Genomic DNA, 25,347 nt, shown 5'->3' with positions numbered 1-25,347 from the left:
CGAGGCCAGACGAATCACCTGGCGATCTCGAGGCGTCGAGAACAACCGCCAGATGGCTGTAGGTTCTGAGAATTACACTCTAGCGAAAGACGAATCGCACTGGGTCGCAAGATGCCACCGAGACAGTGTTTGATCGGCGAGGCCTTGATATTTAAGGCCTTTGCGTGAACTGGAAGCTGTAACCTTCTTCGTCTGTGAAGCGTGGTCGATGCTAACGCAGGCTGCGGCCGCATGTCCCGTTGCAACCTATTGGAAAGAAAATATGGTGATCCTAAATTAACCAAACTGGGTAAAATCGGGACACCTGTTCCGGCGCTCAATTACCGAGTTCTCAAGACTTTCGCGCACTCCGCGCGAACCCCGGCCAGGACAGCTGCATGTCGATCTCGAGCCTCTCCGCCGCTCAAATCTCGGCCCTTCCCGCCAGCGCTATCCAGGCCCTGTCGACGACCGAGATCCAGTCGCTCAGCTCCACCCAGATCGGGGCCATCAATGCCAGCGGCATTGAGGTTCTTGCCGACACCCAGGTCGCGGCGCTCAGCTCCACCCAGATCAGGGCCCTTACCACCACCCAGATCCCGAAGTTCGCGCCCAGCGTGGTCTTCGACGTCAGTCAGCTGACGACCCTCAGCGGCCAGCAGGTCTCGGCCCTGACCTCGACCCAGCTCGCCGGCCTTGACACCTCCCACATCGGCGCGCTCAGCGCGACGCAGGTCAGTGTGCTGTCGGCCACCAAGTTCTCGGGCCTGGTCGACACGCAAGTCGCAGCCCTCTCGTCCACCCAGATCAAGGGCGTCACGGCGACCCAGCTCAAGGGTCTGACGACAACTGACATCAGCGAACTGGCCAACACCCAGGTGCAGGCCCTGACCGTCGCCCAGCTGGGCGCACTGTCGGGCGCCCAGGTTTCGACCTTTGACGTCACCCAGGTGGCGGCGCTGTCCACCACCCAGATCGGCAGCCTGACGGCGACCCAGCTGAAGGGCCTGAGCACCACCGACATGGGCGAGCTTTCGACCACTCAGGTCGGAGCCCTGTCGGCTGTGCAACTCGGAACCCTGGCTTCGACCCAGGTCTCGGCTCTGGCCGACACCCAGGTGGCCGCGCTGAACGTCAGCCAGATCCGGGGCCTGACGACCGGCCAGCTGAAGGACCTGAGCACCACCGACGTCGGCAAGCTGCTGGACACCCAGGTCGGCGCCCTGACAGCCGTGCAGGTCTCCGCCCTGACGGCGACCAGCCTGTCGACGCTCGACGCCACCCAGACGGCGGCGCTGAACGCAACGCAGATCAAGAGCCTGACGACCACCCAGGTTAAGGGCCTGACCACCACCGACATCGGTGAGCTGTCGGAAACCCAGGTCGGCGCCCTGACCACGGCGCAGGTCGCGATTCTGGCCAACACCCAGGTCCAGGCGCTGTCGACCACCCAGACCGGCGCGCTGTCGGCCTCGCAGATCGGCTCTTTGACCGCCGCCAATTTCGTGGCCCTGGCCGACACCCAGGTCGCAACCTTCAACGCCACCCAGATCAAGGGCGTGACGACCTCGCAGCTGGCCGCCCTGACCGCCGGCGACATCGCTGAACTGGCCGACACCCAGGTCGCGGCCCTGACGGCGACCCAGGTTTCATCGCTCAGCGCCACGGGTGTGTCCGCGCTCGACGCCACCCAGACGGCTGCGTTGAACGCCACGCAGATCAAGGCTCTGACGGCGACCCAGCTCAAGGGTCTCACGACCGGCGACATGGCCGAACTGGCCGATACGCAGATCGCAGCCCTGACGCCGACCCAGCTGTCCAGCCTGTCGACGACCAATATCTCGGCCCTGGACGCCACCCAGACCGCCGCGCTCAGCACGACGCAGATCAAGGGCCTGACCGCCACCCAGATCAAGGGTCTCAGCACTGCCGATATGGGCGAGCTGTCGACCACCCAGATCGGCGCCCTGACCTCCGACCAGCTGAAGGCCCTGACCGAGACCAATATCTCGGCCCTGGTCGACACCCAGATCGCCGCCTTGAGCAACACCCAGGTCCAGGCTCTGTCGACCACCCAGCTGAAGGGTTTGTCGACCACCGACATCACCGAGCTGTCGTCGACCCAGGTCGGCGCCCTCGCCACAGCCCAGATCAGCGCCCTGTCGGTCACCAACCTGCAGCAGCTGTCGACCACCCAGATCGGCGGCATCAGCGCTGCGCAGATCGCCGCCCTGTCGAACACCAGCGTCACCCTGCTGGCCGACACTCAGTTCGCGGCCCTCAACACGACCCAGATCAAGGGCCTGACGGCCGGCCAGCTGGCCGCCCTTACGACCACCAATGTCGGCTATCTGGCTGACACCCAGGTCGGCGCCCTGACGGCGATCCAGATCACCTCGCTCAGCGCGACCAATGTCTCGGCCCTCGCCGATACCCAGGTGGCGGCCCTGAGCACCACGCAGATCAAGGGCCTGACAGCCAATCAGCTGAAGGGCCTGTCGGCCACCGACATCAGTGAACTGGCCGATACCCAGATTGCGGCCCTGACCGCGGTCCAGATCGGCGCCCTGTCGGCGACGGGCGTCTCGGCCCTGAGCCAGACCCAGACGGCGGCGCTCAACGCAACGCAGATCAAGGGCCTGACGGCCACCCAGCTGGCGGGACTGTCGACCGGGGATATGGGCGAACTGGTCGACACCCAGATCCAGGCGCTCACCGTGGCCCAGCTGGCTTCGCTGACGGCGACCAACATCTCGGCGCTCGACCAGACCCAGACCCAGGCCCTGACGGCGACCCAGATCAAGGGTCTGTCGACGACGCAGCTGAAGGGCCTGTCGACCACCGACATGACCGAGCTGACGGCTGACCAGATCGGCGCCCTTACGCCGTCCCAGACCTCGGCGCTGGGCATCACCAACCTGCAGGCCCTGACGACGACCCAGGTCGGTTCGCTGAGCGCCGCCCAGATCGGCGCGCTCAGCACCACGGCCTTCTCGGCCCTTGTCGACACCCAGGTCGCTGTGCTGAACTCGACCCAGATCAAGGGTCTGACGACCTCGCAGCTGGCCGCCCTGACCACCACCGACATCGGCGAATTCGCTGACACCCAGGTGGCGGCGCTGACACCGACCCAGGTTGCCGCGCTGAGCGCCACGAGCGTCTCGGCCCTGAACCAGACCCAGACGGCGGCGCTGACCACCACGCAGATCAAGGCCCTGACGGCCACCCAGCTGAAGAACCTGTCGGCGGGCGACATCGGCGAGCTGGCCGACACCCAGGTCGCGGCCCTGACGTCGACCCAGCTGGGCGCGCTGAGCGCCACCGGCTTCTCGGCCATGGTCGACACCCAGGTCGCCGCCCTGAACGCGACCCAGATCAAGGGTCTGACCGCCACCCAGATCAAGGGCCTGTCGACCACCGACATCGGCGAACTGCTCGACACCCAGATCGCGGCCCTGACCACTGACCAGCTGAAGGCGGTGTCAGAGACCAACATCTCGGCCCTGAGCCAGACCCAGGTCACCGCCCTGACCGGCACACAGGTCGCGGCCCTGACGACGACCCAGCTGAAGGGCCTGTCGACGGCCGATATCGACGAGTTGTCGGCCACCCAGATCGGCCAGCTGGGCGCGGCCCAGATCGGCGCCCTGTCGGTGACCAACCTTCAGGAACTGAGCACGACCCAGATCGGCGGCATGACCGCCACCCAGATCGGCGCGATCTCGGCGACCAACCTTATCGAACTCAGTGTCCCGCAGTTGGGCGCGCTGACTGAGACTCAGGTCAAGGGCCTCAACGCCTCGCAGGTCAAGGCGCTGGGGACTGAAGAGATTCTCTCTCTCGCCGGCACCCAGATCGGAGCCATGACCGCGACCCAGGTCAGCGCGCTGACGACAACCGCGATCAACTACATGAGCCCGACCCAAGTGGGTGCCTTGTCGGCCACGCAGGTCAAGGCCCTGACCACGACGCAGATTGCCGGGTTGGGCGGCGGTCCGGTCAATTTCCTGCTCGACACCCAAGTCGCGGCCTTGTCGGCAACCCAGATTGGCGCACTGTCGGCTACGAACCTCGATTATATCTTATTCGACGATACCAAGGCTGCGGCCCTGACGACGACCCAGGTCAAGGCCCTGACGACGACCCAGATCGGTGCGATCACCGGCGGAATACAGGGGTTGGACACGACCCAGCTTGGCGCGTTGACTGCGACCCAGATGGCCGCTCTGTCGAGTGGCGCGGCCGGCGCCATGCTCGACACCCAGGCCTCCGCCCTGACGACGACCCAGATCGGCGCGCTGAAGGCGACAACGTTCGCGTCGTTCATCGGGGCGCAATACGCCGACATCCAGACCACTCAGATCGCGGGCTTTACGACGTCGCAGATCGCTTCGATGTCGGGCGGCGCGATGATTGGTCAGTTGAACGAGACCCAGTTCGGCGCCTTCAACGCCAGCCAGATCGGCGCGCTGAAAGCCTCCGACATCATGGCCCTGAGCGATGCTGACGTCGCCGTCCTCAACACCACCCAGATCAAGGGCTTCACCACGTCGCAGATGGCGGCGATGAACCCGGGCATCACCGACGCCTTGGTCGGTACCCAGATCGAAGCCTTTACCACTAGCCAGATTGCGGCCCTGTCGGCCACCAGCTTCAAGTATCTGGACACAACCCAGGCCGCAGCCCTGACGACGACCCAGATGAAGGCGCTGACGACGACCCAGCTGAAGATGCTGGATCCGAACGACAATGCCGACTTCAGCGAAACTCAGCTGGCGTCGCTTTCCGCGTCTCAAGTGGGCAGTTTGACGCCTGACTTCATCTCGTATCTCGACGCAACCAGGACAGCGGCCTTTACTGCAACTCAGATCAAGGGTCTGACGGCGACCCAGCTGAAGGGCCTGACGACCACCGACATCAGCGAGCTGACGACGACCCAGGTCGGCGCCCTGACCGGCGACCAGCTGAAGGCCCTGGCCGACACCGCCATCTCCGCCCTGGTCGATACCCAGATCGCCGCCCTGAGCAACACCCAGGTCCAGGCGCTGAGCACCACGCAGCTGAAGGGTCTGTCGACCACCGATATCACCGAGCTGTCGGCCACCCAGGTCGGCGCTTTGGCGGCCGCCCAGGTCGCGGCCCTGTCGATCACCAACCTGCAGCAGTTGTCCGAGACCCAGATCGGCGGCATCAGTGCGGCCCAGATCGGCGCCCTGGCGGCGACCAGCATCGCTCAGCTGGCCGACACCCAGCTGGCGGCTCTGAACACCACCCAGATCAAGGGCCTGACCGTCGGCCAGCTGTCCAACCTGACCGCCGGCAACATCGGTGACCTGGCCGACACCCAGGTCGCGGCGCTCAGCGCCACCCAGCTGGGCGCGCTCAGCGCCACCGGGTTCTCGGCCCTGGTCGACACCCAGGTCGCCACCCTGAACGCCACCCAGATCAAGGGGCTGACCGCCACCCAGCTGAAGAGCCTGACCACCACGGATGTGGCCGAGCTGGCCGACACCCAAGTGCAGGCCCTGACGGTCGTCCAGATGAACGCCCTGACGGCCACCAGCATCTCGGCGCTGAACGAAACCCAGACGGCCGCCTTGTCGGCGACCCAGATCAAAGGCCTGACGGCAACCCAGCTGAAGGGTCTGTCGACCACCGACATGGCCGAACTGACGACCACCCAGGTGGCCGCCATGAGCGCCGAGCAGTTGAAGGCGCTGTCGGAGACCAACGTCTCGGCCCTTAGCGAGACCCAGGTCGGCGCCTTGGCCAGCACCCAGGTCCAGGCGCTGAGCACAACCCAGTTGAAGGGCCTGACGGTCACCGATATCGGCGAGCTTTCCGCCACCCAGGTCGGCGCCCTGAGCGCCGCCCAGGTGGGGGCGCTGTCGGTCACCAATCTGCAGGCGCTGTCCACCACCCAGATCGGCGGCCTCTCGGCCACCCAGATCGGCGCGCTGTCGGTCACCAGCGTTACCCTGCTGGCCGACACCCAGTTCGCGGCCCTCAGCACCACCCAGGTCAAGGGCCTGACCACGGCTCAGGTCGCGGGCCTCACGGCCGGCAATGTCGGTGATCTGGCCGACACCCAGGTCGGTGCCTTGAGCGCCGTCCAGATCGGCGCCCTCAGCGCGACCAATGTCTCGGCCCTGGTCGACACCCAGGTCGCGGCCCTGAACGGCACCCAGATCAAGGGCCTGACAGCCACGCAGTTGAAGGGGCTCTCGGCCGCTGATATCGGCGAACTGGCCGACACCCAGGTCGCGGCTCTGACCGCGACCCAGCTGGGCAGCCTGTCGACCACCGGCGTCTCGGCCCTGGTCGACACCCAGATGGCCGTCCTGAACGCCACCCAGATCAAGGGGCTGACCAACACGCAGCTAGCCGCCTTCAGCACCACCGACATCGCCGAACTGGCCGACACCCAGGTTGCGGCCCTGACGACGGCGCAGTTGACGGCGCTGAGCGCCACCAACATCTCGGCGATGAATGAAACCCAGATCGCGGCCATCTCGACGACCTCGATCAAGGTTCTGACCACGACGCAGATCAAGGGCCTCAACACCACCGACATCGGCGAGCTCTCGGCCGGCCAGATCGGCGCCCTGACCACCGCGCAGATCGCGGCGGTGGACATCCCCAACCTGCAGGCCCTGTCGACCACTCAGGTTGGCGCCCTCAGCGCCGCCCAGATCAGCGTCCTGACCGCCACGGCCTTCTCGGCCCTGGCCGACACCCAGGTTGCGGCCCTGAACGCCACGCAGATCAAGGGTCTGACGGCCTCGCAACTGGCGGGTCTGAAGGTCACCGACATCGCTGAACTGGTCGACACCCAGATCGCCGCCCTGACCCCGACCCAGCTGACCAGCCTGACGGCGACCAACCTGTCGGCGCTTGACCAGACTCAGGTGGCCGCTCTGAGCACCACCCAGATCAAGGGCCTGACGGCGACCCAGCTGAAGGGTCTGAACACGGGCGACATGGCCCAGTTCTCCGAGACCCAGATCGGCGCCCTGACGGCGGATCAGCTGAAGGCCCTGTCCGAGACCAATGTCTCGTCCCTGGCCGACACCCAGGTCGCGGCCCTGAGCAACACCCAGGTGCAGGCGCTGACGGCCACCCAGCTGAAAGGCCTGTCGATCACCGACATCACCGAGCTGTCGACCACCCAGGTCGGCGCTCTGACGGCGGCCCAGATCGGCGCGTTCACCGCCACCAACGTCCAGCAACTGTCGACCAGCCAGGTCGGCGCGCTCAGCTCGACCCAGATCGCCGGCCTGACGACGACCAGTGTCAAGGCGCTGTTCGACACCCAGATCGACGTCCTGAACGCCACCCAGATCAAGGGCCTGACGGCCGCCCAGGTCGGCGTCCTGACCGTGGATCAGGCCTACAGCCTGGTCGACACCCAGATCGCGGCCCTGACCGCGACCCAGGTCGCGGCCCTGGGCAGCAATATCCGCACCTTCGACGCCACCCAGTTCGGGGCGCTGAACGAGACCCAGGTCAAGGCCATCACCACCACCCAGCTGGCGGCTATGGACGATCTGGACATCGGTTCTGACTTCACCACCACCCAGATCGCTGCCCTGTCAGCGGCCCAGGTCGGGTCGTTCAGCCCCAGCATGCTGTTCGGCATGAAGGATACCCAGGTCGCGGCGCTGAGCACGACCCAGGTCAAGGGCCTGACCACCTCGCAGATCACCGCCCTGAACACGACCCAGGCCGGCGCTATGGCCGATACCCAGCTGGCGGCGCTGAGCCTCTTGCAGCTGGCGGCCCTGAACGCCACCAACCTGTCGGCTCTGAACGAGACCCAGATGGCCGGTCTCTCGGCCACCCAGGTCAAGGGCCTGACCAACACCCAGCTGAAGGGTCTGTCGACCACCGACATCACCGAGCTGTCGGCCACCCAGGTCGGCGCCCTGACGACCGGCCAGATCACGGCCTTCGCCACGACCGCCCTGCAGGCGCTGTCGACCACCCAGGTCGCCGCGCTCAGCACGTCGCAACTTGGCGCCCTGACGGCGACCAGCTTCTCGGCCCTGGCCGATACCCAGGTCGCGGCGCTGAACACGACCCAGATCAAGGGTCTGACGACCGCGCAGCTGGGTGGCCTGTCGACCACGGACATCAGCGAACTGCTGGATACCCAGATCGGCGCCCTGACCACGACGCAGCTGGCCGCGCTGAGCGCCACCAACGTCTCGGCGCTGGACGCCACCCAGACGGCGGCGCTGAGCACGACCCAGGTCAAGGGTCTGACGGCGACCCAGATCAAGGGCCTGTCGACCACCGATATCGGCGAACTGTTCAACACCCAGATTGCGGCCCTGACCACCAGCCAGGTCTCAGCCCTGTCGAACACCGTCATCGGCGGTCTGAACGAGACCCAGGTCGGATCGTTGCAAGGTACTCAGCTGGCCAGCTTGACGATCACCCAGCTGGACAATCTGAGCACGACCAACATCTCGGCCCTGACCGCCACCCAGGCCGGCGCCCTGACCACCACCCAGGTGCAGAGCCTGTCGGATCCGCAGATCATCGCCTATCTGGGCGTCACCTAAGACCCTTCGGTTCGCCGGCGTCGCAGGACGCCGGCGGCCGGGCAGGGCGTGCCCGGCCAGAACGCGACAGGCCAGAACGCGACAGGATTGGGCGGCAATTGGTGAGGTTTGCCCGACGTGCCAACATCACCCGATGCGAGTCGGGGGCGCTCCGGCTCTGCAAGCGCGCTTGAGATGACCATGGTTGAAACCGACGACCTCGCCCTGCTGCAGAGCATCACGACGCAAGGGTTGCCGCTCGGCGATGCGATCAACGCCGCCGGTCGCTATACCGAGGCCGGCCAGTCGGCCATGGCCGAGCAGGTCTACAAGATCTGGATCCAGTTCAATCCCGAGCATCCGCAGCTCTTCATCGCCCTGTTCAACTGCGCGACCCTGCAGTCGGGCATCGGCGGAAGCGAGGCCGCGATCGCCAATCTGGAGCGGGCGATCGCCCTCAATCCCGACTTCCTGCCGGCCTATATCAATCTGGGCGGATTGCAGGAGCGGGCCGGGGCGCTGGAAGCGGGGATTGCGACCTGGAACGCCGCCGCCACCCGTCCTCTGGCCATCACCGGCTCCAACGCCCACTACGTGTTCTCAGCCTACAGGCAGATGGCCCGCGCCCTGCTGGAGGCCCAGCAGACCGGCCGCGCCGAGACCGCCCTGTGGCGCTGCGCCGACCTTGATCCCACCCAGATGGACACCATCGGCCAGCTGGTTGCCGCGCGGCTGGGCCAGTGCAAGTGGCCGCCGCTGGAGCCGTGGGAGCGGGTCGATCGCCGCGCCCTGCTGAAGGGGATCAACCCGCTGTCGGTGGCCGCCTATTCCGACGACCCGCTGTTGCAGCTGGGCGCTGCCGCCGCCTTCACCGACCGCGACGGCAGCTGCGCGCCCGAGGCCATCGTCGCCGAGCGTCGCGACGCGCCCATCGACCTGACCGGCCGCCGCCTGCGGGTGGGCTATGTCTCCTCCGACCTGCGCGACCACGCCGTCGGCTATCTGATGGCCGAGCTGTTTGAGCTGCACGACCGCGAGAAGGTCGAGGTCTTCGCCTATTATTGCGGCCCGCCGGCGACCGATGCCCTCAACGCCCGCACCCGGGTGGCGGTCGAGCACTATACCGACATCCGCGGCATGACCGACGACCAGGCGGCCCGCACGATCGCCGACGACCAGATCGACATCCTGGTCGATGTGAACGGCCATACGCGCGACTCGCGCACCCCCGTTTTCGCCCGCCGCCCGGCCCCGATCCTGGTCAACTGGCTGGGCTATCCGGGCACCATGGGCAGCGCGTTCCACCACTACATTATCGGCGATCCGTGGATCACGCCGCGAGAACTCGAACCGTTCTACTCCGAGGCCGTGCGGCGCATCCCCTGCTACCAGCCCAACGACCGCAAGCGGATCGTGGCGCAGGCCCGTCCCAGCCGCGCTGACGCCGGCTTGCCCGAAGAGGCCTTTGTCTTCTGCTGCTTCAACGGTCCGCAAAAGATCACGCCCTTCACCTTCGGCCGCTGGATGGAGATCCTGAAGCGCACGCCAGGCAGCGTGCTGTGGCTGCTGGACAGCAATCCCGAAACCAATGCCCGTCTGCGCGAGCAGGCCCGCCTGCGCGGCGTGGAAAGCGAGCGCCTGATCTTCGCGCCCAAGCAGCCCAATCCGACACACATGGCCCGCTATCCGCTGGCTGACCTGTTCCTGGACACCGCGCCCTATGGCGCCCACACCACGGCCTCGGACGCCCTGTGGATGGCCGTGCCGGTGCTGACCCTGTCAGGCCGGGGCTTCGCCTCGCGGGTTTGCGGCAGCCTGGTGCGTTCGGCGGGCCTGCCTGAACTGGTCTGCGAGACGGCGGAAGACTATGTCGAGCGCGCCGTGGCCCTGGCGGGCGACCGCGAGGCGACGCGCGCCCTGCATGAGCGGCTGGAGGCCAATCGCGCCACCTGCGTGCTGTTCGACATGGACCTGCTGGTCCGCAGCGTCGAGGACCTTTTCCACGCGATGGCCGCCGAGTATCAGGCCGGCCAGCGCCCGACCCCGAACGTCGCCAATCTGGACGCCTATCTGGAGATCGGCATCGGGCTGGACCGCGACGATCGCGAGATGCTGACCGAGATGGATTTCGAGAGCCTGTACAAGACGGCCCTGACCCGCCGCCATCTGGCGCGTCCGCTGGGCCCCGATGGTCGGTTCTGGACCGCCGAGGACATAGCTGCGGCCGAGGGCCGATGAGGACCCGCCGATGAACCGCCAGCACCTCGAGGCCTTGCGGCGCGAGGGTTACGCGCCCCGAACGATGCTGGACGTCGGCGCGCATCTGGGCGAGTACACCCAGGCCTTTCTGGAGGTGTTTCCCGGCTGTCTGCCGACCCTGATCGAGCCCAATCCGCATTGCCGCGACAGGCTGCTGCGCTTGCCGTTCGAGCGGCACGAGGTGGCGGCTTCCGATATCGCCGGCAAGGGCGAGCTGTTCCTCAGCAAGACCTGGCTGCAATCGACCGGCAGCTCGCTCTATCGCGAGAATACCGAGTATTTCGACGACGAGACCGCGATCCGGCACGAGGTGGACAAGGCCCGGATCGATGAGCTGCTGGCCGGCCGCCAGTTCGATTTCGTCAAGATCGACACCCAGGGCTCGGAAGTGGATGTGCTGGTCGGCGGCCAAGCGGTGCTGGCCAGGGCCGACTACATCCAGATCGAGGTGTCGCTGGTCGACTACAACATCGGCGGCGCCCGGGCCGAGGACATCTTCGCCAGGATGGCGCAGATGGGCTTCAAGTGCGCCGACGTCATGGAATTCAACCGGATGCCGCAGCTGCACGACAATGCGCTGCTGCAGATCGACGTGCTGTTCGAGCGCGCCGACCGGCTGCGCCGCCCTGAGACGTCGTCGTCCGGGGCCCGGCAGGCTGACGTGCTGGCCCTGGCCGAGCGGCTGTTCACCGAGGATCGTCCCGATGACGCCCTTGTCCTGTTCGAGCACCTGCTGGGCGGGGCGCATGACTATGCGGCCTGGATCGGCGTCTCGCGTAGCCATCTGGCCAGCGGGCGGCTACTTGAGGCGCTGCGGGCCCTGGTCAAGGCCAAGGCGCTGACGCCGGACATTCACGCCCTGTGGCCGCTGATCCAGCAGCAGACCGGGATGGGATCCCAGGCCTTCAACCTGCATCTCAATCGCGGCGAGGTGGCCCAAGCCGAGCCCTATGCTTCGGTCATGACCGAACTGATGCCTGGCGGCGCCCAGATGGTCGGGGCGGCCATGGCCTGCAATCAGGCCCTGGGTCGCACGGACGAGGCCCTGAACTTCGCCCGGCGACTGATCGTTCTGGATGCGGGCCATGTCGGGGCGCTGACCCTGCTGGCCGACGACGCGCGGGGGGCAGGCGACCACGAGACCGAGATCCGGCACAGAGCCGTGCTGGCGCTGTCGCCGGACATGGACATCCATCCCCTGGTTCGCCTGCGCGACTTCCACGAGGCGATGAGCCTGCTGCTGTGCCGGCCGCTGTCGGACAGCGACCTGGCCCTGCTGGCGAACCTTGCGACCGAGGTTCCCAATGTGGCGGTGGGCGACCTGCTGTCGGATCCGGAATGGTCCGACTGGGTGCATCACTACCGGGCGCTGCTGGGCTCGCTGGATATCGAGGCGATCATCGGGCCGACGCCCGCGCCGCCGTCCGACCCGCCGGCCCGTTTCCTGACCGCGACGGGCCAAGCCCTGGACGCGGCGGGCCTAAAGGCCCTGGCCGACCGTCTGGACGTCCGGGCGGTATTCTTCGCCGCGGCCGACGAGAAGTATGTCGACCAGTACGGCCGCTGGTACGCCCTGTCGGTGCTGCGCCACAGCGACGTGTCCAGTCTGGTGGTCATCCATGTGATCGGCGGCGGCGACCGTCTGGCGCAGGCGGTCAAGTCGGTTGGTGTGACGGACGAGCGCCTGATCTTCGTCGGCGACGACTTTGACGCGGCGGCGGTGACCACCCGCTGCCATGATGCGCCGCCCAAGGGGCTGATCGCCCTGCCGGTGGCCCATTTCCAGTCGGTGCGCTTCCAGCGCTTGGGTGGCCTCCTGGAGACGCTGGGCCGGCCGATCTTCGTCTCCGACATCGACCTCTTGCTGCAGCGCGGGGTCAGCGACCTGCTGGAGCAGTGGGCCACGGCCGACGTGGTCTTCAACGAGAACTGGAAGAACCTGGCTGCCGGCTCGCGGATCACCGCCAACCTGCTGCTGGTCAATCCGACCCCGAACGCGGCGCGGCTGTTCAGTTTCCTGCGGGCCTATCTCGACGACCGGCTGGCGCGGGACGTCGTCACCCGCTGGATCGACCAGGTCGCCCTGCTGCTGGGCCGCCATCACCTGACGCGCCATGCTCCAGACGTGGTGCTGGGCTGTTTCGACACCACCACCGACATAAACAACATCATGTTCGAGAGCTATCAGGAGCACCCGTTCCGCTTCCTGTCGCTTTATCACGGCTTCGATACGTCGAGCCTGGAGAACGATCCCCGGGTGCTGGGGGCAGAGCCGGGCTGACCGTCACGGCCTCGGTTGGCTAGTTCGCGAACTCCACCCGCGCCGTCATCGCCAGCCAGCCCTCGACCGACCGCGCCCAAAGCTCCGCGCCGCCATCCACGCGCTTGCCGCAGGCCTCGAACGGCGCGCCGTCGAACAGCGGGCGCACCGCTCTGAACGCGAAGCGCGTCACGGCCCGCCCCGGGGGCAAGGCCTCCAGAAGGCTCAACGCGATCAGCGGGCCATGCACGACCAATCCCGGATAGGCTTCGACCTCCATCGCATAGGCCCAGTCGTAGTGGATGCGGTGAGCGTTGAAGGTCGCCGCCGAGAACCGCATCAGCATCGCCGCGTCGGGCGTGATCGTCGCGCGCCAGTCGGCGTCGTCGGGCGCGGCGACGGGGGAGGGGGCGGGCTCGCCCGGCGCCGGGGCGGGGCGATAGACGATGGTCTGGGTCTCGGCGACGCACAGTCTGCCGCCCTGCGAGACCCGTCTCTCGACCTCGACGAAGGTCAGCGGACCGCTCTTGCCCGCCTTCTCGGAAATCGAGGCGATACGCTCGCTCCACTCGGCCTCGACGCCGGCCATGAGCGGCGTCTCGAAGCGCATGTCGGCCGCGGCGAACATCCGGCGCGGGGCCGCGATGGGGGGCATGAACCCGCCGCGCAGGGGATGGCCGTCGGGGCCGATCTGCGATTGCCGAGGCGTCTCGACCGCGCAGGCCCAGTGCCAGGCCGGCGGGACCTGCAGCGGCGCCTCGGGTCTATCCAGCACGGCGGCCAGGCGCGCCAGGTCGCCCGGGGCCAGCACCTCGACCCTGCGGCGCTCGCGGCCGATCCAGTCGCTGATGTTGGCCATCAGTACGACCTCGGCAGGCCCAGCACATGCTCGGCCACATAGGCCAGGATCATGTTCGTCGAGATCGGGGCCACCTGGTAGAGCCGCGTCTCGCGGAACTTGCGCTCGACGTCGTATTCCTCGGCGAAGCCGAAGCCACCGTGGGTCTGCAGGCACATGTCGGCGGCGGCCCAGCTGGCCTCCGACGCCAGAAGTTTGGCGATGTTGGCGTGCTCGCCGCAGGGCAGGCCAGCCTCGTAGCGGGCGCAGGCGTCATAGACCGTTAGGCGCGCGGCGTGGCCCTGGGCATAGGCGCGGGCGATCGGGAACTGTACGCCCTGGTTCTGGCCGATCGGACGGTTGAATACCCGCCGCTCATTGGCATAGTCGCGGGCCTTGCCGATCAGCCAGGCGCTGTCGCCCAGGCACTCGGCGGCGATTAGGATGCGTTCGGCGTTCATGCCGTCGAGGATGTATTTGAAACCCTTGCCCTCTTCGCCGATCAGGCTGTCGGCGGGAATGACCAGATTGTCGAAAAAGACCTCGGTGGTGGCGTGGTTCAGCATGGTGGCGATCGGCTTGATCGTCAGGCCGTTCCCCTTGGCCGCGCGCATGTCGACCAGGAAGACCGACAGGCCCTCGCTCTTCTTCTGGACCTGATCCTTGGGCGTGGTGCGGGCCAGCAGCACCATCAGGTCGGAATGTTCAGCGCGACTGGTCCAGACCTTCTGGCCTTTGACCACATAGGTTTCGCCCTCGCGGCGGGCGAAGGTGCTGATCGAGGTGGTGTCGGTGCCGGCGGTGGGCTCGGTGACGCCGAAGGCCTGCAGCCGGATCGAGCCGTCGGCCACGGCCGGCAGCCACGTCTGCTTCTGCGCCGCCGAGCCGTGCCGCAGCACCGTGCCCATGGTGTACATCTGGGCGTGCAGGGCCGCGGCGTTGCCGCCATTGGCATGGACCTCTTCCAGGATGGTCGCCGCGGCCGTCAGGCCAAGGCCGCTGCCGCCATATTCCTCGGGGATCAGCACGCCTAGCAAACCTGCTCGGGTCATCGCCTGAACGAAATCGGTGGGATAGGCCTTCTCGCGATCCAGGCCTCGCCAGTAGCTGCCCGGAAAATCGCGGCACAGGGCGCGCACGGTGTCGCGCAGGGCCTCGAGCAACTGAGGGTCGGTCGCCGTCGCGGCGGGAGGAGAGCTCATGGTGCGGCCTTGGGCAAATCCACGCGCGTCCGGATCGAACGCGCGTTTGAGTCCCAGCTTAGCGCCATTGCGCCAGACCGCGAGAGGCTTGAGGGCAGGCGCCGCAGGGGCAGGCGCGCCTTAAATCAGGCGGCCTGGGCCCTGGCGCTCTCCCGGGCCTTGGTGAGAATGCGCCCAAGGCCCTCAAGGATCGAGCCCTGGTCGATCTCGGCGTCCGCCCGGCGGTGCAGAAGTCTCAGGCTGGCGACATGGACCGTGACGCCGGCCCGGGTGGTCGGGTCGGTCGGCGAGGCTTCGTCCAGCAGCTCGCACAGCGACCGCGCGGCGCGCTCGACTCCGCTGATCTGCTCGGCCAGCGAGAAGTTGATGATGTCGCTGGACAGGCGATAGAGGGTGGGAACAGCCTCAACCGAGAAGGGGTTGGACAGGCGCTCAAGCTCGATAAGCGCCTCGTCTATCGAGCCCAGCAAGGGTTCGCGCATGACCTCGAGCGCCTGCTCGGCGCGCTCCAGGGCCTCTTTGGCATAGATGCCGCCGGGCTGGCTGATCAGCTCGGCCAGGCGAGGTTTCATTCGGGTTCGTTTGACTTCGCTCACGCGGCTGTCCTCTGCGGTTTGACCAACTGGTCCAGTTCGGTCTGGCTAAGGTTGTCGTCAGCGGCCTGGCCGATCTCGGTGGCCTCGTCGTCGCGACGGCGACCGTCGGGATGCTCAATCGGCGGGCCAGCGTTCCGCCACCGACGATCGGGTCCGACATAGACATCACATTCGATAAAGGCGCGGTCCGAGCGAGCGACCCAGAGAATGCGCTCTAGCAGAACCTGGGGCGATAGCGGTTTGGCCACCATGAAACTGGCGCCGCAATCGCGGGCGCGCGCCACATCGCGCAAGGGTGTGTGAGCCGACACCAGGATCGCGGGCGTCTGGCGCAGGGTTTCGCTGTTCTGCCGCCGGAGCCAGGCGATCAGGTCGTAGCCGTCCACATCCTTGATCTGGGCGTCGGTGAAGATCAGGTCGACGGGACGGGCGCGCAACTCTTCCTGGGCCTCGCGGCCAGTGTTGACCCGCACCACGTTGCGCAGGCCAAATCCGGCCAGCACCGAGGCGAGGATGTCCTGTGCCTGGCTGTTGCTGTCCGCGATCAGCGCGCGCGCCTTTTCCAGGTTGATCAAGGTCGATGGCAGCATGGCGTGTCCCAAACTTGCCAAGAACAAAGCGCGGTTCGATTTAATACATTGCCGAGAACTTTAGTTAACGGACGGGTGGTGACCTCGTTTTGGTTATTTGGTTCGACACTTGCCTGATTTTTAAAGGCTGTTGATTCCGGGAAAGGAAATTTTGCTCCAGACTGGATATGTCAACTGTGACAAATCGCCAGATCTGGCAGGCCTTGGCTGTGCTATACTTCCATGTGTGGGGTTTCATTTTTGACGAAGCGATCCGTCAGACGCTCCGGACGCTCCGGACGTTCCGGTCAGAACAGACTTGAAGGTGGAGCGAAGGGTATGGGCGAACCGGACAAGCAACTGGCCGAGGTGAGCTTCACATCCGAGGAGCTGATCAAGCTTTTCGCCGCGACCTTCCTGCCGCTTTGCGAATTGCTGGAGACAGAGGGCGTGGTCGCACGGGATACGATCGCCAGAGCCATGTCGTTCTACGTTCAGCCAGACGAGGATTCTAGCAGCGCGGCGATGGTCGCGGCGTTGCAGCTCACCTTGCGGCGACCGCTTGTCGAGCCGGATGTCGACCTGGGCGAGCCGCGCGGCAGGCTAGGGATGCGCGTCATCGACGGCGGATTGAGCCAGCTGCGCTAGGGGGCTCATCGGGCCCGGCGTTGCATCCGTCTCAGGCGTTGTGCGCTTCGGCTTCCAGGACGTGGGCCAGGGCAAGGGCCAGACCGCTCCAGGACGAGCCCTCGTCCGTCACCGCGCGGGCGGTGATCTTTTCGGCCAGCACACGGGTATCCACGACGCCGGCTGCGCCCAGCGATCGGCACAGCGGAAGGTAGGTTGCGGCGAACAGCCGCACGACATCACCACCGGAAAAGACCGGCAATATCCCTGTTTCTGCGTCGACGACGCCGCTCATCTCGCCGAGGGCGCCCGGGTTGCCCGGGCGGGCCACAGCCGGCGCGCGTCGCGCCAGCGCAGGGCGAGGCTGCTCAGCAGCGCCAGACTGATCAGAAGGGCGGCAGGGCAGGCGGGGCAATGACCCGCCAGAACCGAGATGTCCTGGGCGCTGCTGCAGATCGGACCGGCCATCAGGCGCGGCGCCGCCTGCCAGAGGGCCACGCCCCAACTGACCAGGGCCGCCACGGCCAGAGCGGTCTGGGACTTGCCCCAGATGGGGACGGTAGGGAACGACATCGGCAACTCCGCAGGAAGGCGCCCATGGTCATTCACCGCGCCGAGCGCTGCTTTGACAAGGATCAAAGTGGGGTCGAACAAATCGTGGGAGGCAGGGCCAAGTTCGCTGAACGGAGTCCGAATGTCCGCCCCGTCTCTCCCTGATACAGGCCCACCCGCAGGGTCGGCTGCGTTACTCGCCTTCGCGATCGTTGGCGCCCTTCTCGCCATCATGGGGGTGGGACTCAGTCATGATCCGATCTTTCAGCTGCAGGTGGGAACCTTTGCCCTGGCCGCAGTTCTGACGGCCTTCATGCTCAATGCCGGACTGGCGTCGGGCAGCCTGCGCGACGAGCCGGATCGCTATAGCGACAACGTCATAAAGGCCGGGGTCATCGCCACCATGTTCTGGTGTGCGGCGGGCCTCACGGTCGGGGTGCTGATTGCCGCCCAACTGTCCTGGCCGCGGATCTCCTACTTCCCCGAGCTTGGATTTCTGAACTTCGGACGCCTGCGCCCCCTGCACACCTCGGCGGTGATCTTCGCCTTTGGCGGCAACGCCCTGATCGCCACCTCGTTCTGGGTCGTGCAGCGCACCTGCAAGGCTCGGCTGGCCGGCGGCATCGCCCCGTGGTTCGTGTTCTGGGGCTATCAGCTGTTCATCGTCATGGCCGCCACCGGCTATCTGATGGGCGCGACCCAGGGCAAGGAGTACGCCGAGCCCGAATGGTACGTCGATATCTGGCTGACCATCGTCTGGGTGGCCTATCTGCTGGTCTTCCTGGGCACGCTCTGGAAGCGCAAGGAGCCGCACATCTATGTGGCCAACTGGTTCTATCTGGCCTTCATCGTCACCATCGCCCTGCTGCATCTGGTCAACAACGCCGGCGTTCCCGTCGGCCTGCTGAACCACAAGTCCTATGGCGTCTTCTCGGGCGTCCAGGACGCCCTGACCCAGTGGTGGTACGGGCACAACGCCGTCGGCTTCTTCCTGACCGCCGGCTTCCTGGCCATGATGTACTACTTCGTGCCCAAGCGTGTTCAGCGGCCGGTCTACAGCTATCGCCTGTCGATCGTGCACTTCTGGGCCCTGATCTTCATCTACATCTGGGCCGGCCCGCACCACCTGCACTACACGGCGCTGCCGCAGTGGGCCCAGACCCTGGGCATGACCTTCTCGATCATGCTGTGGATGCCGTCCTGGGGCGGCATGATCAACGGCCTGATGACCCTGTCGGGGGCCTGGGACAAGCTGCGCACCGACCCCGTGGTCCGGATGATGGTCGTCTCGATCGCCTTCTACGGCATGAGCACCTTCGAAGGCCCGGTGATGTCGATCCGCGCGGTCAACGCGCTAAGCCACTACACCGACTGGACCATCGGCCACGTGCACTCCGGCGCCCTGGGCTGGGTCGGCTTCATCAGCTTCGGCGCCATCTACTGCCTGGTGCCGTGGCTCTGGAAGAAGGCCGACATGTATTCGAACAAGCTGATCGAGTGGCACTTCTGGATCGCGACCACCGGGATCCTGCTCTACATCGCCGCGATGTGGGTGTCGGGCATCATGGAAGGCCTGATGTGGCGCGAATACACGCCCCAGGGTTTCTTGGCCTACAGCTTCATCGAGACGGTTTCCGCCAAGCACGTCGAGAACGTCATCCGCACCGTTGGCGGCCTGATGTACCTCGCCGGCGCCGTGATCATGATCGTCAACATCTGGCGCACGATCCGGATGCCGTCCCAAGCCGCGTCTGAACAGATGCAGCCCGCCCTCGCTCCCGCGATCGCCTGAGGTCCCCGATGTCACTCTGGAAACACCACGCCAAGTTCGAGCGGAACTCTCTGCTGCTCGTCGTCGGCATCCTCGTGGTCGTCTCGATCGGCGGCCTCGTGGAAATCGCCCCACTGTTCTGGCTGCAAAGCACGATCGAGAAGGTCAACGGCATGCGTCCGTACACCCCGCTCGAGCTGGCCGGCCGCGACATCTATGTGCGTGAGGGCTGCTATCTCTGCCACTCGCAGATGATCCGCCCCCTGCGCGACGAGGTCGAGCGCTACGGTCACTACAGCCTGGCGGCCGAGAGCATGTACGACCACCCGTTCCAGTGGGGGTCAAAGCGCACGGGTCCGGACCTCGCCCGCGTGGGCGGCAAGTACTCCGACTCCTGGCACCGCGACCACATGACAGATCCGCGGTCGGTCGTGCCGGAATCGGTGATGCCTCCCTACAAGTTCCTGGCCGAAAAGGAGCTGGATTACAGCGATATCACCGACAAGATGAAGGCCCTGCACACGGTCGGCGTCCCCTACACCACCGAAGAGATCGCCAACGCCAAGAAGGATCTCGAGGCCCAGGCAGACCCCTTCTCGACCGACGCGGTGGGCCTGCGCGGGCGTTACGGCGCCAAGGTCGTCAATCGCGACTTCGACGGCAATCCCGACAAGATCACCGAAATGGACGCCGCCATCGCCTATCTGCAGATGCTCGGCACGCTTGTCGATTTCAAATCCTACAAGGCTCAGGCTCCGGAGAACCAACGATGAGCGGGCTCTCCTACGAAACCGTGGCGCGCTTCTCCCAGCAGGCGGGGCTGATCTATTTCGGCCTGATCTTCCTGGCTGGCGTCGCCTACGCCCTGTGGCCTTCCAAGAAGGCGGAATTCCAGCATGCCGCGCGCATGCCGCTGGATGACGAGGAACTGCTCTGATGGCGTCCGAACGCGAAACCGACGACGTCACCGGCGTCGAAACCACCGGGCACGAGTGGGATGGCATCCGCGAGCTCGACAATCCCCTGCCGCGCTGGTGGCTGTGGACCTGGTACGGCTGCATCCTGATCGCGGTGGTCTACATGATCCTGATGCCCGCCTGGCCGGGCCTTCACGGCTACACCAAGGGCCTGCTGGGTCAGTCCGACCGGGCCAATGTGGCCAGCGATCTCGCGGCCCTCGATGTTCATCGCGGCGCCGGCGCGACGATGATGCGCAAGGCCAGCCTTGAGCAGATCGAAAAGGATCCCCAGCTGCAGGCCTACGCCCAGCAGGTCGGCCAGTCCGTCTTCGGCGACAACTGCGCCACCTGCCACGGCATCGGCGGCACCGGCGGCAAGGGCTATCCCAACCTGCGCGACGACGTCTGGCTTTGGGGCGGTACGCTGCAGGACATCCAGCACACCCTGCAGGTTGGCGTTCGCGCCGATCACGCCGGGACGCGCATGTCGCAGATGCCCGCCTTCGGTCGTGACGAACTGCTGGCCCCGGCGGCGATCAGCGACATGACCGAATATGTGGTCAAGCTGTCGGGCCGTCCCGCCGACGCGGGCGCCGTGGCCCGCGCCGCGCCCGTCTACGCCACCCAGTGCGTCGCCTGTCACGGTGCGGAAGGCCGCGGCATACAGGCGCTCGGCGCCCCCAACCTGACAGACGCGGATTGGCTCTATGGGTCCGATCGCGCGGCCATCAGCGGGCAGATCTACGCCGGCGCCGGCGGCGTCATGCCCGCCTGGGGTGGTCGTTTGAGCCCGGAAACCATCAAGGCCCTGACGGTCTATGTGCACGCCAATGCGGGTGGTCAGTAGGGCCCATGCCCACCCTCATCGACAACACCCGTCCCAAGTCTGAAGCCCGGGCGACGGTCTCGGCCGCCGCTCGGGCCAAGGGCAAGGGAGACGCCAAGGGCGGCCTCTACAAGCCGCGCGAGCCGATCTATCCCAAGCTGGTCCATGGCCGCTGGCGCACGATCAAGTGGGCGCTGCTGATCGTCACCCTGGCGGTCTACTACATCACGCCCTGGATCCGCTGGGCGCGGCCGGGGGACCTGCCGCAACAGGCGGTGCTGGTGGATTTCGCCGGCCGCCGTTTCTACTTCTTCGACATCCAGCTGTGGCCGCAGGAAGTCTATATCTTCACCGGCCTGCTGGTGATCTCGGCCTTGGCCCTGTTCCTGGTCACGGCCCTGTTTGGCCGGCTGTGGTGCGGCTATGCCTGTCCGCAGACCGTCTGGACCGACCTCTACATCGTGGTCGAGCGCCTGTTCGAGGGCGACCGCAACGCCCGCATGCGCCTGGACGCCCAGCCCCTGTCGTTCGACAAGGTCTGGCGCAAGACCGGCAAGCACCTGACCTGGCTGGGCATCGCTTTTGGCACCGGCGGGGCCTGGATCTTCTATTTCCATGACGCGCCGACCCTGATCCGCACCTTCTGGATCGGGCAGGGGGCGATGACGGCCTATGTCTCCTGCGCCCTGCTGACGGCGACCACCTATGTCTTCGCCGGCTGGATGCGCGAGCAGGTCTGCACCTACATGTGCCCCTGGCCCCGGATCCAGGGCGCCATGCTGGACGAGCACTCGCTGCAGGTGGCCTATCTGAGCGACCGCGGCGAACCGCGCGGAGCGCACAAGAAGGGCCAGTCCTGGGAAGGTCGTGGCGACTGCATCGACTGTCACCAGTGCGTCGTCGTCTGCCCCATGGGTATCGACATCCGCGACGGCAGCCAGCTGGAGTGCATCAACTGCGGCCTCTGCGTCGACGCCTGCGACGACATTCTGGGACGCCTGGGTCGTCCTACCGGCCTGATCGCCTATGACACCGACTCGGCCGTCGCCGCTCGCGCCTGTGGCCAGAAAGCCGTCTACAAGCCGATCCGTCCCCGGACGATCTACTATGCCCTGGCCCTGGCCCTGGTTTCGGGTCTGACCCTGTGGGCGTTGATTGACCGGCCCAAGGCCGACGTCCATGTCATCCGCGACCGCAACCCGATCTATGTGCGCATGCACGATGGCGCGGTGCGGGACGGCTATACCCTGAAGATCGCCAACCGCACCTTCGAGGACCGCCGTTTCGAGATCGCCTTCGCCGGTCTTGAGGGCGCGCGCCTCAGCCAGCCCGGACGCCCGCTGGGCTCCAGCGTGGATGTCGTTGTCCCCGCCGACGAGGTCGTGGCCGTGCGGGTGTTCGTCACCGGGCCGCCCGACGCCGAGCGTCCGCCCAGCCTTCCGGGCCGCTTTGTCGTCCGCTCAGGCGACATCCAGACCGAGGCCAAGACCGTCTTCCTTTCCGGAGCCGTGAACCCGCAATGACCCAGGCCGCCTCCTCTTCGACTCCCCCCGCCAAGGGCGCGATCACCGGCTGGCACGTGCTGGCGGGGATGGTGCTGTTCTTCGCCGTCATCATCGCCGTGGACACCCTGTTCATCGTCAAGGCCTATCGCAGCTTCTCGGGCGAGGTGGCGTCCAACCCCTATGAGGCCGGGCTGGCCTTCAACCGCACCCTGGCCCAGCGCCAGCGCGAAGAGGCCCTGGGCTGGACCGCCGTGATCGAGCGCCCCGAGCCGGGCATGGTGGCCCTGAGGATGACCGACAAGGCCGGTCAGCCGCTCTCGACCCTGTCCTTGACCGGGACCCTGGACCGACCGGCCACGGACGTGGGACGCCAGATCCTGAACTTCAAACCGACGGGTGATGGCTGGTATCGCGCTGCTGCGCGGCTGGACGGCGCCTGGGATCTGCGCGCCACCGCCCGCAACGCCCAGGACCAGTTCGAGATCGAAAGCCGGCTGGTGGCTCCATGACCTCGGCCCTGGCCCTTCCGCGCGATCTGGAGGCCTTCGTCCGCCGCGACGCTGCTGGGAAGGGACGGCTGGAGCTGCTGGTGGACGGCGCCCGCTGCGCCGCCTGCATCGGCAAGATCGAAAAGGCCGTCGGGGCCCTGCCAGGGGTGGAAGGCGCGCGCCTGAACCTGACGACCGGCAAGCTGGCGGTGGATCTCAAGGCCGTATCGGCCAATCCCGATCGGGTGGTCGAGGTGGTCGAGGGACTGGGCTATCGCGCCTGTCTGTACGATCCGACCGAGGCCGCCGCCGCCCAGGACCGCGAGGGCCGCGAACTGGCCGTGGCGCTGGGCGTCGCCGGCTTCGGCGCGGGCAATGTGATGATGTTCACCGTCCCGGCCTGGGCGGGGTTGTTCGGGCAGGAGCTGAACGCCTCGACCCTGACGGTGATGTACTGGATGGCCGCCATCGTCGCTACGCCGTGCGCGCTGTTCGCCGGACGGCCATTCTTCCGCTCGGCCTGGGCGTCGCTGCGGCGCGGCAAGGCCAATATGGACGTGCCGATCTCGATCGGCGTGATCCTGACGCTGATCGTCAGCTTCTCCGAGACGATCCTGGGCGGGCCGCACGCCTATTTCGACGCGGCGGTGACCCTGCTGTTCCTGCTGCTGATCGGGCGTTACCTGGATCACCGGCTGCGCAACACCGCGCGATCGGCGGCGCGTGATCTTCTGGCGCTGCAGACGCCGTTCGCCGTGCGTCTGGCCGGTCCGCTGGAGCAGGGTGTGCCGATCGCCGATGTGCGGGTCGGCGACCGTCTGGTGGTCGCGCCTGGCGATCGTATTCCCGTCGATGGCCGCGTTGAAAGCGGCGGTTCCGAGCTCGACAATGCGCTGATCACCGGCGAGACCGCCCTGGTCTCCGTCGCCCCCGGGGCCCGGGTTCACGCTGGCGCGCTGAACCTCAGCGGCCGCCTGGTCATGGTGGCCACCGCTCGCAGCGAGGACTCCACCCTGGCGGCGATCGGCCGGCTGATGGAGGCCGGCGCCCAAAGCCGCTCCCGCTATGTGCGTCTGGCCGACAAGGCCGCCGCCCTCTATGTGCCCGTCGTCCACACCCTGGCCGCCCTGACCTTCGTGGGCGGCTGGGCGCTGGGCCTGGGTCCGCGCGAGGCGCTGCTGCGCGCTGCGGCGGTGCTGATCGTGACCTGTCCCTGCGCCCTGGGTCTGGCGGTGCCCGCCGTCCAGATCGCCGCCAGCAGCCGGCTCTTCCGCCGGGGCGTGCTGGTCAAGTCGGGGGCCGCGCTGGAGCGGCTGGCCGAGGTCGACCATGTGGTGTTCGACAAGACCGGCGTGCTGACCGAGGGCCAGCCCCGGCTGCTCAATGCGCCCGCCCATCTGGTCGCCATGGCCGCCCCCTTGGCGCGCGGCTCACGTCATCCGCTGGCACGGGCCATGGCCGCAGCCGCCGGCCCTGGCGTTGTCGCCGAAGACTGCGTCGAGACCCCTGGTCAGGGCGTCGAAGGGGTGATCGAGGGCCGGCGCGCGCGTCTGGGCCGCGCCGCCTTTGTCGGACTGCAAAGCCAGGGCGCGCTTGAGACCGAGCTGTGGTTCGGCTTCGAGGACGACGTGAAGATCCGTTTCGCGTTTGAGGACCAGCCTCGCGCCGATGCGGCCAGCACGATCGCCGGCCTGAAGGCCATGGGGCTGACGGTCGAAATCCTGTCCGGCGACCTGGCCGGGCCGGTGGAGCGGGTGGCCCGGGCCGTGGGCCTGGACGCCTCGGAATGGCGCGCGGGCCTGACGCCGTTCGAGAAGTCGGCGGCCATTGACGCGCTTAAGGCCTCTGGCCGACGTGTCCTGATGGTCGGCGACGGTCTCAATGACGCTGCGGCCCTGGCGCGGGCTCACGCCTCGATGGCGCCGTCGGCGGCGGTCGACGCGGCCCAGAGCGCGGCCGATCTGGTGTTCACGGGTCAGGCCCTGTCGGTAGTGATCGACGCCATCGCGACGGCGCGCACGGCCCGTCGGCGGGCACTGGAGAACTTCGCCTTCTCGGCGCTGTACAATCTGGTCGCGGCGCCGGCGGCCATCGCCGGCCTGCTCAACCCGTTCATCGCCGCCCTGGCCATGTCGGGCTCGTCGATCATCGTCCTGCTCAACGCCCTGCGGCCCAGTACGATCAGGATGACCAAATGACCATCCTGATGTTCCTGGCCCCCGCATCGGTCGCACTGGGCGCCTTGGGCCTGGCGGCCTTTCTGTGGACGATGCGATCGGGCCAGTACGACGACCCCAAGGGCGACGCCGAACGGATCCTCTATGACCATCTGGAAGACCTGCCGCCGCCGCGCGGCGATTGATCCAGATC

The 25,347-nt window shown here is 66.9% G+C and carries 18 protein-coding genes; 12 read left to right on the top strand and 6 right to left on the bottom strand.

Annotation, left to right across the window (positions count from 1 at the left end; translation table 11 throughout):
* Window positions 1–377: 377 nt before the first annotated feature.
* From ACN2C8_RS11980 to ACN2C8_RS11970, 3 genes are all read left to right on the top strand, one after another.
* On the top strand, window positions 378–8,546 hold the full coding sequence (locus ACN2C8_RS11980) for a beta strand repeat-containing protein (protein ID WP_419251992.1): 8,169 nt from the start codon (window positions 378–380) through the stop codon (window positions 8,544–8,546).
* 174 nt (window positions 8,547–8,720) lie between these two features.
* A complete protein-coding gene (locus ACN2C8_RS11975) occupies window positions 8,721–10,763 on the top strand; it encodes an N-acetylglucosamine transferase (RefSeq protein ID WP_419251991.1) in 2,043 nt (680 codons plus the stop codon).
* A 10-nt stretch (window positions 10,764–10,773) separates the two neighbouring features.
* On the top strand, window positions 10,774–13,065 hold the full coding sequence (locus ACN2C8_RS11970; RefSeq protein WP_419251990.1) for an FkbM family methyltransferase: 2,292 nt from the start codon (window positions 10,774–10,776) through the stop codon (window positions 13,063–13,065).
* A 19-nt stretch (window positions 13,066–13,084) separates the two neighbouring features.
* Here the strand turns inward: ACN2C8_RS11970 and ACN2C8_RS11965 are convergent, their stop codons facing one another.
* The 4 genes from ACN2C8_RS11965 to ACN2C8_RS11950 all read right to left on the bottom strand — a co-directional run bounded on the left by ACN2C8_RS11965 (window position 13,085) and on the right by ACN2C8_RS11950 (window position 16,270).
* Window positions 13,085–13,903: an FAS1-like dehydratase domain-containing protein gene (locus ACN2C8_RS11965; RefSeq protein WP_419251989.1), complete on the bottom strand. Its 819-nt coding sequence runs from the start codon at window positions 13,901–13,903 to the stop codon at window positions 13,085–13,087.
* Window positions 13,903–15,084, bottom strand: coding sequence for an acyl-CoA dehydrogenase family protein (locus ACN2C8_RS11960; protein ID WP_419251988.1), 1,182 nt, complete (start codon window positions 15,082–15,084; stop codon window positions 13,903–13,905). Before ACN2C8_RS11960 ends, ACN2C8_RS11965 begins: the two co-directional genes overlap by 1 nt.
* 125 nt (window positions 15,085–15,209) lie before the next feature.
* Window positions 15,210–15,656, bottom strand: coding sequence for a hypothetical protein (locus ACN2C8_RS11955; protein ID WP_419251987.1), 447 nt, complete (start codon window positions 15,654–15,656; stop codon window positions 15,210–15,212).
* Between the two features lie 20 nt (window positions 15,657–15,676).
* Entirely contained in the window at window positions 15,677–16,270 is a 594-nt protein-coding gene (locus ACN2C8_RS11950) for a response regulator (protein WP_419251986.1), read from the bottom strand.
* Window positions 16,271–16,588: 318 nt separating this feature from the next.
* Here ACN2C8_RS11950 and ACN2C8_RS11945 point away from each other — a divergent pair, with 318 nt between their 5' ends.
* Window positions 16,589–16,897, top strand: coding sequence for a hypothetical protein (locus ACN2C8_RS11945; RefSeq protein ID WP_419251985.1), 309 nt, complete (start codon window positions 16,589–16,591; stop codon window positions 16,895–16,897).
* Between the two features lie 31 nt (window positions 16,898–16,928).
* Here the strand turns inward: ACN2C8_RS11945 and ACN2C8_RS11940 are convergent, their stop codons facing one another.
* Together ACN2C8_RS11940 and ACN2C8_RS11935 are read right to left on the bottom strand one after the other, a co-directional pair.
* Window positions 16,929–17,171: a hypothetical protein gene (locus ACN2C8_RS11940; protein WP_419251984.1), complete on the bottom strand. Its 243-nt coding sequence runs from the start codon at window positions 17,169–17,171 to the stop codon at window positions 16,929–16,931.
* Complete coding sequence (locus ACN2C8_RS11935) at window positions 17,168–17,449, bottom strand: hypothetical protein (RefSeq protein ID WP_419251983.1); 282 nt, start codon at window positions 17,447–17,449, stop codon at window positions 17,168–17,170. Before ACN2C8_RS11935 ends, ACN2C8_RS11940 begins: the two co-directional genes overlap by 4 nt.
* 121 nt (window positions 17,450–17,570) lie before the next feature.
* Between ACN2C8_RS11935 and ccoN the strand changes: the two genes are divergently transcribed.
* From ccoN to ccoS, 8 genes are read left to right on the top strand one after another with little or no spacing between them, the layout of a single operon-like run.
* Entirely contained in the window at window positions 17,571–19,220 is a 1,650-nt protein-coding gene (ccoN, locus tag ACN2C8_RS11930) for a cytochrome-c oxidase, cbb3-type subunit I (RefSeq protein WP_419251982.1), read from the top strand.
* An 8-nt stretch (window positions 19,221–19,228) separates the two neighbouring features.
* The gene (gene ccoO, locus ACN2C8_RS11925; RefSeq protein WP_419251981.1) at window positions 19,229–19,972 is read left to right on the top strand and encodes a cytochrome-c oxidase, cbb3-type subunit II; all 744 of its coding nucleotides are present in this window, start codon (window positions 19,229–19,231) and stop codon (window positions 19,970–19,972) included.
* Window positions 19,969–20,136, top strand: coding sequence for a cbb3-type cytochrome c oxidase subunit 3 (locus ACN2C8_RS11920; RefSeq protein ID WP_419251980.1), 168 nt, complete (start codon window positions 19,969–19,971; stop codon window positions 20,134–20,136). Before ccoO ends, ACN2C8_RS11920 begins: the two co-directional genes overlap by 4 nt.
* Entirely contained in the window at window positions 20,136–21,005 is an 870-nt protein-coding gene (gene ccoP, locus ACN2C8_RS11915; RefSeq protein ID WP_419251979.1) for a cytochrome-c oxidase, cbb3-type subunit III, read from the top strand. Before ACN2C8_RS11920 ends, ccoP begins: the two co-directional genes overlap by 1 nt.
* A gap of 5 nt (window positions 21,006–21,010) precedes the next feature.
* Entirely contained in the window at window positions 21,011–22,507 is a 1,497-nt protein-coding gene (gene ccoG / locus ACN2C8_RS11910; RefSeq protein ID WP_419251978.1) for a cytochrome c oxidase accessory protein CcoG, read from the top strand.
* Window positions 22,504–22,998 (top strand): FixH family protein, encoded by a 495-nt coding sequence (locus tag ACN2C8_RS11905; RefSeq protein ID WP_419251977.1) that lies wholly within the window; start codon window positions 22,504–22,506, stop codon window positions 22,996–22,998. Before ccoG ends, ACN2C8_RS11905 begins: the two co-directional genes overlap by 4 nt.
* On the top strand, window positions 22,995–25,175 hold the full coding sequence (locus ACN2C8_RS11900) for a heavy metal translocating P-type ATPase (RefSeq protein WP_419251976.1): 2,181 nt from the start codon (window positions 22,995–22,997) through the stop codon (window positions 25,173–25,175). The genes ACN2C8_RS11905 and ACN2C8_RS11900 overlap by 4 nt, the downstream gene beginning before the upstream one ends.
* Window positions 25,172–25,339, top strand: a complete 168-nt coding sequence (gene ccoS, locus ACN2C8_RS11895; RefSeq protein ID WP_419251975.1) for a cbb3-type cytochrome oxidase assembly protein CcoS — start codon at window positions 25,172–25,174, stop codon at window positions 25,337–25,339. The genes ACN2C8_RS11900 and ccoS overlap by 4 nt, the downstream gene beginning before the upstream one ends.
* Window positions 25,340–25,347 lie beyond the last annotated feature (8 nt).

The sequence above is a fragment of the Caulobacter sp. ErkDOM-C genome, from assembly GCF_048541825.1.
Classification (GTDB): domain Bacteria; phylum Pseudomonadota; class Alphaproteobacteria; order Caulobacterales; family Caulobacteraceae; genus Caulobacter.
The sequence above is the reverse complement of the archived record's forward strand: the minus strand, read 5'-3'. Positions and strand labels throughout refer to the sequence as shown.